The sequence below is a fragment of the Sphingomonas sp. genome (assembly GCF_040398505.1).
Taxonomy (GTDB): Bacteria; Pseudomonadota; Alphaproteobacteria; order Sphingomonadales; family Sphingomonadaceae; genus Sphingomonas.
This window is the reverse complement of record NZ_JBBATX010000010.1, coordinates 24164-33252: the sequence shown is the minus strand read 5'-3', so window position 1 is coordinate 33252 and position 9089 is coordinate 24164. Positions and strand designations below refer to the sequence as shown.

Here is a 9089-nt window from a genome sequence, read left to right as displayed (position 1 = left end):
GCGGTGTGGCGGTAATAATCAAGGCCCCGCACCAGCCGCGCGTTGCGCGTCCACGCCACGCCCGCCGCATCCAGCCCCGCCGTCACCGCATCGAAGAAGGCGCGCGCTTCGGGCGTCAGATAGGCGTCGATATCGGGCGCGCTGTCCGCCACCGGCCGGTCACGCGGGTCTTTCGAATCAAGAATCCGAAGCGGGTTCTTGTCCAGCCGCGCGAGGCTGTCCTCGCTCAGCACGTCGCGATGCGCCTCGAAATGCGCGACCAGCGCCGCGCGCCAAGCGTCACGCGTCTCGGCATCGCCCAGCGTGTTGAGCTGCAGCGTCACCCCGTCGGCAATGCCGAGTTCGTGGAGCAATTGATCCGCCAGCACGAGCAATTCGACATCCGCCGCCGGTTCGGCCGCACCGATCACTTCGGCGTCGATCTGGTGGAATTGGCGGAAGCGGCCCTTTTGCGGGCGTTCGTAGCGGAACACCGGGCCGTGCGTCGCGATCTTCAGGGGCGCGTATTGCTGCCACCCCTCGGTCAGATACGCGCGCGCGATGCCGGCGGTGAATTCGGGGCGCAGCGTCAGCGAATCGCCGCCGCGATCCTCGAACGTGTACATTTCCTTCGACACGACGTCGGTCGTCTCGCCGAGCGAACGCGCGAAGACGGCAGTTGCCTCGAACACGGGAAGCTCGACGCGCTGAAAGCAATAGAGCCGGCGGATGCGGTCGAACGTGTCGACGACGCGGGCAAAGCGGCGCTGTTCATCTCCGAAGATGTCCTGCGTACCACGGATGCGTTTGGGAGTTTCGATACGAGCCATGAAGCAGCGCTATCTAAGCGAAGGCGGGGCGTTAGGCTAGATAGGTCGTTTTCCTTCCTCCCCTCCCTGGAAGGGAGGGGAGAAGATTTCTTGACACACCTAGCGCCGCACCGCAGCCTACTCCTAATCGGGGCGACAACAGCTCCTTTCAGCATCCGCAGGATTCCCGGACTCATTTTCCGAAGGTATCCATGCGTCCCCTGAAGTTGCGTCGACAATGAGCCTCATGATCGAATGGGGTCCGGTGATCCTCGCCCTGCTAGCCGCCGGACTGTTCGCCGGGTTCGCAGCGGGGCTGTTCGGCATTGGCGGCGGGTTCGTCGTGGTGCCGGCGATGGTCGCGCTGTTGCCGCTGTTGGGCGGCGCGCGCGCCGAAGATACCCATGTTGCGATCGGCACGTCGTTCGCCACGATCGTCATCACGTCGCTGCGCTCGACGCTCAGCCATGCCAAGCGTGGTGCTGTGGATTTCGCGATCCTCAGAAGCTGGGCTCCCTGGATCATCGCGGGGGTCGGGATCGGCGTGCTGCTCGCCAGCCGAATGACCGGCATGACGCTGACGATCATCTTCGCGTGCGGCGTCGCGCTGATGGCGGTCAATTTTCTGATACCGAAACTCGCGCGGCGGCAGATCAGCGACACAATGCCGACGGGGGCGGCGCGCGCCGGGATTGCGGGCGGGCTCGGGCTGTTCTCGTCGCTGCTCGGGATTGGCGGCGGCACGGTTGCGGTGATCGTGATGACGCTGTGCGGCCGCACGATCCACCGCGCGATCGCGACCGCTGCCGGGTTCGGCTTTCTTATCGCGGTGCCGGGCACGATCGGCTGGATGCTGATCGGCCTCGGCAAGCCCGGTTTGCCGGTCGGATCGGTCGGCTATGTCAATTTGCTCGGGGCAGGCGTCATCACGTCGATGTCGATCCTTACTGCCCCGCTCGGCGTTGCCGCGGCGCACGCGCTTCCGGCCGAACCGCTCAAGCGCGTGTTCGGCCTGTATTTACTGTTCATCGCGGGTCTCATGCTGCAGCGCGCGTTGCATTGAGGGGGTCGGGCGCGGTAGCACCCCGGTTATGACCCTCAATCTCGGCCAGAAAATCGCGCCCCCGCGCTTCATCCTGTTCACATTGCTGTTCGTGGGCGGGCTGTTCGTGGCGATTCCGCCGCTCGGCTGGGGTCGCGGCACGATGGCGGCATTCGACGGCGCGGCAGCGGTGTTTCTGATCGCGGTCTCCACATTGTTGCGCAAAGGCGACGCCGCGCAAATGCGCAAAGCAGCCGAGGCGAACGACGCCAACCGCGCCGGGCTGCTGATCCTGACCGGGGTCACGATGATCGTGATCCTGACCTCGGTCGCCAAGGAACTACACGGCAAAGCCGACGCCTTCGCGATTGCCCTGGTGATCGTCACGCTGGTGCTGGCGTGGCTGTTTTCAAACTCCATTTACGCCCTGCACTATGCGCATCTCTTCTATTCCGACTGTGACGGCGATGGGACCGACGCGGGCGGCGTCGACTTTCCGAAATGCGACGAACCCGATTATTGGGACTTCCTGTATTTCAGCTTCACGCTGGGCATGACCTTCCAGACCTCCGACGTGGAGATTTCGTCACGGGAAGTGCGCCGCGTCGTGCTCGGCCACTGCCTTGCCGCGTTCGTGTTCAACATCGGCGTGCTCGCCTTCACCATCAACGTGCTCGGCAGCGGCAGCGGATCCTAGACTGGACGCCGGGCGTGATGCCCGCTTACACCACCGCAAATTTCTATCTCAGAGGCTTAACCATATGATCCGTCGCGCCGCGTTCACCGCCATGCTGCTTGCCTCCTGCGCTGCCCCGGCGGGCGCGGAAAATTCCAAACCGCAGCCAGTCCCCTTCATCGACACGATCCCGGCGGCGCGCGACATTCCCTTTCCCGGCCGGATCGAGCTCGACATCGACGCAACCGACACCAAGCGCGGCATCTTCACCACGCGCGAGCGGATCACCGGCGTCTCGGCCGGGCCGATGGTGCTGCTCTTCCCGAAATGGCTGCCGGGCAACCACTCGCCAAGCGGGCAGATCGACAAGCTCGCCGGGCTGCACATCCGCGCCGGGGGCCCAAATGGTAATCGGGAGATCGCGTGGACGCGCGACCCGGTCGATGTGACGGCGTTCCACATCGATGTGCCCGCCGGTGCCAAGGCCCTGGATATCGACCTGCAATTCCTCTCCGCCACCGCTGCCGACCAGGGCAATATCGTGATGGGGCCGGACATGCTGCGGCTGCAGTGGAATTCGATGAGCCTGTATCCGGCCGGCTATTTCACGCGGCAAATCCCGGTGCGGGCGAGCGTGACCTATCCCGCCGGCTGGACTGCCTCGTCGGGCCTGCCGTCCAAGGCGGCCGGATCGGTCTACAGCTATGAGCCGACCAATTACGAAGTGCTGGTCGACTCACCCGTGCTCGCCGGACGCTATTTCAAGCGCTGGGAACTGTCGCCGCGCGTCGATCTCGACGTCTATGCCGACAAGCCCGAGGAACTCGCCGCGACGCCCGAGCAGATCGACGCGCACAAGAACCTCGTCACACAAGCGGTGAAGCTGTTCGGCGCGCAGCATTACGACAATTATACCTTCCTGCTGTCCTTCTCGGAGCAGATTGGCGGGCAGGGCCTCGAACATCATCGCAGTTCGGAAGACGGCGTGAAGCCGGGCTATTTCACCAAGTGGAAGGAAGGCCCGGGATCACGCAATCTGCTGCCGCACGAATATACCCATAGCTGGGACGGCAAGTTCCGCCGCGGTGCCGATCTGTGGACCCCCGATTACCGCACCCCGATGCGCGATTCGCTGCTGTGGGTCTATGAAGGCCAGACGCAATTCTGGGGCTATGTGCTGCAGGCGCGTTCGGGGATCGTGTCGAAGCAGGATACGCTCGACGGCTATGCCGCGATCCTGGCGCAGCTCGACAATCGCCCCGGTCGCAACTGGAAGCCGCTGCTCGACACCACCAACGATCCGACGATGTCGCAGCGCCGCCCGCGTGGCTGGGTCAGCTATCAGCGCTCGGAAGACTATTACAATGAAGGCCTTTTGGTGTGGATGGAGGTCGATTCGATCCTGCGCGCGCAATCGGGCGGGACCAAGTCGATCGACGATTTTGCCGCCAAGTTCTTCGGCCTGACCGACGGCGATTATGGCGAGGTGACCTATACGTTCGACGATGTCGTCGCGACGTTGAACGCGGTGCAGCCGTACGATTGGGCGCGCTTGCTCAAGCAGCGGCTGACCGAGACGGGCGCACCCGCCCCGCTCAAAGGGTTCGAGGCGAATGGCTATAAGCTCGTCTATGACGAGACGCCGACGCTCGCGTTCCGGAATGCCGAGGCCGCGCGGAAGAACACCGATCTCAGCTATTCGCTTGGGCTGACGATCAACAAGGATGGCGGCTTGACCGGCGTGAGCTGGGACGGCCCTGCCTTCAAGGCGGGGCTAACCCCCGGCGACACGATCGTCGCGGTCGACGGGACGGCGTTTTCAAACGAGGCAATGAAGGTCGCGCTGACCGCAGCCAAGACGCGCAAGGAGCCGATCGTGCTGCTGGTCAAGGCCAATGACACGATCGCGCCGGTCAGCATCGACTATCACGGTGGCCTGCGCTATCCGCACCTCGTGAAGGTTGGCACCGGAGAGGGTGGCCTCGATCGGTTGCTGATGCCCCGATAAAGGGGCGCAGCGCCACAATATTTCATATCAAGGATTTCACATGCGCATCGACATGATTCCGGTTGGTAAAAACCCGCCCGAAGACCTCAACGTCATCATCGAAGTGCCGAGCGGCGGCGAGCCGGTAAAGTATGAATTCGACAAGGCCTCCGGCGCGTTGTTTGTCGATCGCATCCTGCACACGCCGATGCGCTATCCGGCGAATTACGGTTTCATCCCGCACACGCTGTCGCCCGATGGCGATCCGCTCGACGCGCTGGTCATTGCGCGCTCGCCGTTCATTCCGGGCTGCGTCGTGCGCGCGCGGCCGATCGCAGTGCTCAACCTCGAAGACGAAGCCGGCGGCGACGAAAAGCTCGTCTGCGTGCCGGTCGATTCGACCTTCCCTTATTATTCAAACGTCAATGAGCGCGGCGACATGCCCGACATCGTGTTCGAGCAGATCGAGCATTTTTTCACGCATTACAAAGATCTGGAAAAGAAGAAGTGGGTGCGCGTCGGCACTTGGGGCGACGCGGCCGAAGCGCACCGCGTCACGATCGAGGCGATCGCACGCTATGAAGCGGCGAAGGCTGGCAAATCCTGATGGACCAATGCGCCTGGGGGGGCGGGGCTCAGTCCCGCCCCGCCAAGCTCGCCAGCGCATCGCCGGTGACACGGTACACGGTCCATTCCTCCATCGGCTCGGCGCCCATCGCCTTGTAGAAGCGGATCGCTTTCTCGTTCCAGTCGAGCACCGACCATTCGAACCGTGTACAGCCGCGTTCGACCGCGAGCGCGGCCAGATGCTGGAGCAGCGCCTTGCCGACCCCCGCGCCGCGCGCCTCCGGCGTCACATAGAGATCCTCAAGATACAGCCCGCGCCACCCGGTCCAGGTCGAGAAATTGTGGAAGAACAGCGCCATGCCGACAGGTGTACCGTCAAGCTCGGCGATCACCGCCTCGGCTGCCGGATGCGGGCCAAACAGCGCCTCGAACAGCATCGGCTCGGTCGCGATGACCTTGTCGCTCTCGCGTTCAAACGCGGCGAGATCGCGCACCAATTGCAGGATCAGCGGCACGTCGGCAGAGTTGGCGGGGCGAATTTGAGTGGTCATGCGGCAGCCTCGGTTTGGGGAGCGGGGGCAGTGGTCGATCCGCGCACCGCAACGATGCACCCGGCGATGATCAGGGCCGCCCCCGCGACCGTGTAGAGCGACACGCTCTCGCCGAACACCCACCAGCCGAGCAAAGCCGCCCAGACAAAGGCAGTATATTCGGCCGGGGCCAAGACTTGCGCCTCGGCGTGCCCATAGGCCCAGGCCAGCGCCATCGCCGAAACCGAGCCGAGTGCGGCGGCACCGAGGATGTGCGGAATATAAGCGACGGGTGGGATGGCCGAGAACCACGGCGCCCCGACCAGCAGCATGCCGCCCAGCACGATCGAGGTGAACAAGGCGACCTCCAGCGGATCGGCGACCTGCGCTTGCTTGCGCAGCAGGATCAGGCTGCCGGCATAAAGGACCGAGGCAAGCACGACTGCAACCGAGCCAAGCACGACCTCGGTCGAGGCGTGCGCCTGGACTTGCCCCGCAGCGATCACGAGCACGCCCATGCTGGCGACGACCGATCCGGCGATCGCCGCGCGGCGGATGCGCTCGCCGAGCGTTGCGGCGGCCAAAAACAAGGCGATCAGCGGGGCAAGGAACGTCAGCGCCACGCTTTGCGCCATCGGCACGCGCACCAGCCCCCAGAAGAACAAGAGCACCGACGCGCCTGCCACGGCACTGCGCGCGATGTGGAGCGTCATTGCCGCACGCCCGGGCCATGCTTTCCGCCGCGCGACGAAGATCGGCCCGAGCAGGAACGCGCCCCCGACCGACCGCCACAGCACCGCGCTATACGCGCCGTGCAGGATCGACATGTCCTTCATCACGGCATCCATCACCGAATAACTGGCGATGCCGGCCGCGGCGACGGCGAAGGCAAGTTTGGCGGACACGGCTTTCATGATGGGCGTCGATAGCGTCACCGACGCCCCGTGTCAGGGAAAAGATCGCCGCTGGGACAGCACGCTATTCCAGAGTCATCCTGTCGTCGCTGATCTTCACGGTATCGATGTGGCGCAGATAGGTCTGCCCCAACAGCGACATTTCGCAGTCCTGCAGCACCACACCGCGGACATCGGACACGCGTTTGCCGTCGAGCACGATGTCGGCGATCCGCACTTCCTGCCCACGAACATCGCCGGCCGCGCCCTTGCCGACAATTTCGAACCGGTCGGGATCAAAATCGACATGCGCGCGCCGGGCATCCGCTATCGTCAGCGCGACGGTATCGGCTCCGGTATCGACGAGGAAGCGGATCGGCTCGCTGTTCACCTCGGCAACGGCTAGGAAGTGGCCGCTGTTGCTGCGATCGATCCGGGTGGGTGTCGGCACGGCGCGCGGGGCGGTGCCATCGGTGGCGGTGGCGGCAGCGACCGCAGCCGCTGCGGGCGCAGGTGGGCGCTTGGCCGCGGGCAGCGCCAGCCCGATGCCGATCCCGACGATGATGAAAGACCCGAGCGCGAGTGCCAGCGTAATACAGCGGCTTTAGGGCGCGGCTAAGGGTTATGGATAACGCGCGATAAAGGCGGCGCGGCTAGCGAATCATGCGAATGTCGAGGTCGAGGCCAAGCTTCATCCATTTACCGTCGCAAGTTAGAATGGGTCGGTCGGTCATGCTGCCGAGCGCTAGGCACGCGCGATCTGCGAACGACGTCCCGGTCCGAGCGACCCGGGGATACAAATCGGCCGTTACCCGAGCGGCGGCGGAATCGAACGGTGCGATCTCGATTCCGAGATTACTCAACTGCCGAACCACATCCTTTGCAGCGATGTTTCGACGAGCGCATTTATGCAAAACTTCATCGAGATTGACTGCCGACGCCAGCGCGCCATCGCTTTCGTCAATGGCGGCGTCTGCGCCTGCTTCTTCGAAGATAATCGCCAATATCGAAGATGCGTCGAGAACGACGTTCACCGCCGCGCCGCCAGCCATGCTTCCAGATCGAGATCTTCGCGTCTGCCCTCCTCGCGACGTTCGGCGATAAGTTCGTCGACCACGCTATTGCCGTCGCTCGGGCCTCGCAAGGCGCGAAACGTATCGCGAACTTCCTGTACGACTTGCGCACGCGTCTTGAGCACGATGCGCCCTTCGTCGTCGCGATCGACGATCAGCGAGTCGCCGGTCTTGATGCCAAGCTCACGACGCAAGTCAGCCGGAATGACCAGCTTTCCTCCAGCGATTACCTTTGCCTGATAGGTCATGAGCGACTCCTGATACCCATGACGTAGCACAGGACCTATTCCGCCGCCACCGCCTGTGCTCCCGCCACCGCCGCGTCATGCGCTTCGATCGCCGCCGCCTTTTCCTCGACCAGCTTGACGATATGTTCGAGCATGTCCTCGGAATTGACCGTGTGATCGGTCACGCCCGAGAGATAGACCATATGCTTGCCATTGCCGCCGCCGGTGAGGCCGATATCGGTTTCGCGCGCTTCGCCGGGGCCGTTGACGACGCAGCCGAGCACCGAAAGGCTCATCGGCGTGCGGATGTGCTGGAGCCGTTCTTCGAGCGCCTGCACCGTGCGGATCACGTCGAAGCCCTGCCGCGCGCAGCTCGGGCAGCTCACCACGCGGACGCCGCGGTTGCGGATGCCGAGCGCTTTCAGGATCTCGAAGCCGACGCGGACTTCATCCTCGGGCTCGGCCGAGAGCGAGACGCGGATCGTGTCGCCAATCCCGTACCACAAAAGCGAGCCGATCCCGATCGCCGACTTGACTGTCCCGCCGACGAACCCGCCGGCTTCGGTGATACCCAAGTGCAGCGGGCAATCGACCAGTTCGGCGAGCTGCTGATAGGCGGCGACCGCGAGGAAGAAGTCGGAGGCCTTCACCGCGACCTTGAATTCGTGGAAATCATGGTCTTGCAGCAGCTTGATGTGATCCATCGCCGATTCGACCAACGCATCGGGGCACGGCTCGCCATATTTTTCGAGCAAATGCCGCTCAAGGCTGCCGCCATTGACGCCGATCCGGATCGCGCAGCCATTGGACTTGGCCGCATCGACCACTTCCTTCACGCGCGCCGCCGAGCCGATATTGCCGGGGTTGATGCGCAGGCAGGCCGCCCCCGCATCGGCGGCTTCGAGCGCGCGCTTATAGTGGAAGTGGATATCGGCGACGATCGGCACCCGGCTCGCGCGGACGATTTGCTTGAGCGCCGCGGTGCTTTCGACATCGGGGCAGGACACGCGGATGATGTCGACCCCGGCATCCTCGCAGCGGCGGATCTGGTCGATCGTCGCCTTCGCGTCGTTGGTCGGCGTGTTGGTCATGGTCTGGACGGTGACCGGCGCGTCGCCGCCGACGGGGACATTGCCAACCATGATCTGGCGGCTCTGACGGCGGTTGATGTCGCGCCACGGGCGGAGGGACATGATCGATTTCCTCTGGTTGCCTGCGCGCTATAGCGCCGTTGTCGGCCAACCGAAATAGCTTGCGATGGGACGAACGCGATGCGGAACGTTCGAAAACGCGGTGCGCCGCGTTT

Annotated in this window: 11 protein-coding genes; 4 read left to right on the top strand and 7 right to left on the bottom strand. The window is 64.0% G+C overall.

Features of this window, described 5'->3' with window-relative positions:
* A partial coding sequence (gene hisS, locus ABWP09_RS02795; RefSeq protein ID WP_353203640.1) for a histidine--tRNA ligase occupies window positions 1-809 on the bottom strand: 809 nt, incomplete at its 3' end.
* Between the two features lie 217 nt (window positions 810-1026).
* On the opposite strand from hisS, the gene ABWP09_RS02790 reads away from it, so the two are divergent.
* The 4 genes from ABWP09_RS02790 (at window position 1027) to ppa (ending at window position 5100) form a co-directional block, all read left to right on the top strand.
* Window positions 1027-1851, top strand: coding sequence for a sulfite exporter TauE/SafE family protein (locus ABWP09_RS02790; protein WP_353203639.1), 825 nt, complete (start codon window positions 1027-1029; stop codon window positions 1849-1851).
* A 28-nt stretch (window positions 1852-1879) separates the two neighbouring features.
* Entirely contained in the window at window positions 1880-2527 is a 648-nt protein-coding gene (locus tag ABWP09_RS02785) for a DUF1345 domain-containing protein (protein WP_353203638.1), read from the top strand.
* 64 nt (window positions 2528-2591) lie between these two features.
* A complete protein-coding gene (locus ABWP09_RS02780) occupies window positions 2592-4514 on the top strand; it encodes a M61 family metallopeptidase (protein WP_353203637.1) in 1923 nt (640 codons plus the stop codon).
* Window positions 4515-4554: 40 nt separating this feature from the next.
* Window positions 4555-5100 carry an inorganic diphosphatase gene (gene ppa, locus ABWP09_RS02775; protein ID WP_353203636.1) on the top strand — a complete coding sequence of 182 codons (546 nt, stop codon included), beginning with the start codon at window positions 4555-4557 and terminating at the stop codon, window positions 5098-5100.
* Window positions 5101-5128: 28 nt separating this feature from the next.
* Here ppa and ABWP09_RS02770 read toward each other — a convergent pair whose 3' ends face one another.
* The 6 genes from ABWP09_RS02770 to ispG form a co-directional block, all read right to left on the bottom strand.
* Window positions 5129-5611, bottom strand: coding sequence for a GNAT family N-acetyltransferase (locus ABWP09_RS02770; protein ID WP_353203635.1), 483 nt, complete (start codon window positions 5609-5611; stop codon window positions 5129-5131).
* On the bottom strand, window positions 5608-6504 hold the full coding sequence (locus tag ABWP09_RS02765) for a DMT family transporter (RefSeq protein WP_353203634.1): 897 nt from the start codon (window positions 6502-6504) through the stop codon (window positions 5608-5610). Before ABWP09_RS02765 ends, ABWP09_RS02770 begins: the two co-directional genes overlap by 4 nt.
* Window positions 6505-6568: 64 nt before the next feature.
* Entirely contained in the window at window positions 6569-6934 is a 366-nt protein-coding gene (locus ABWP09_RS02760; protein ID WP_353203633.1) for a retropepsin-like aspartic protease family protein, read from the bottom strand.
* Window positions 6935-7136: 202 nt separating this feature from the next.
* Window positions 7137-7517, bottom strand: a complete 381-nt coding sequence (locus ABWP09_RS02755) for a type II toxin-antitoxin system VapC family toxin (protein WP_353203632.1) — start codon at window positions 7515-7517, stop codon at window positions 7137-7139.
* Window positions 7514-7804, bottom strand: a complete 291-nt coding sequence (locus tag ABWP09_RS02750) for an AbrB/MazE/SpoVT family DNA-binding domain-containing protein (protein WP_353203631.1) — start codon at window positions 7802-7804, stop codon at window positions 7514-7516. The genes ABWP09_RS02755 and ABWP09_RS02750 overlap by 4 nt, the downstream gene beginning before the upstream one ends.
* Window positions 7805-7839: 35 nt before the next feature.
* Window positions 7840-8976, bottom strand: a complete 1137-nt coding sequence (ispG, locus tag ABWP09_RS02745; protein WP_353203630.1) for a flavodoxin-dependent (E)-4-hydroxy-3-methylbut-2-enyl-diphosphate synthase — start codon at window positions 8974-8976, stop codon at window positions 7840-7842.
* Window positions 8977-9089 lie beyond the last annotated feature (113 nt).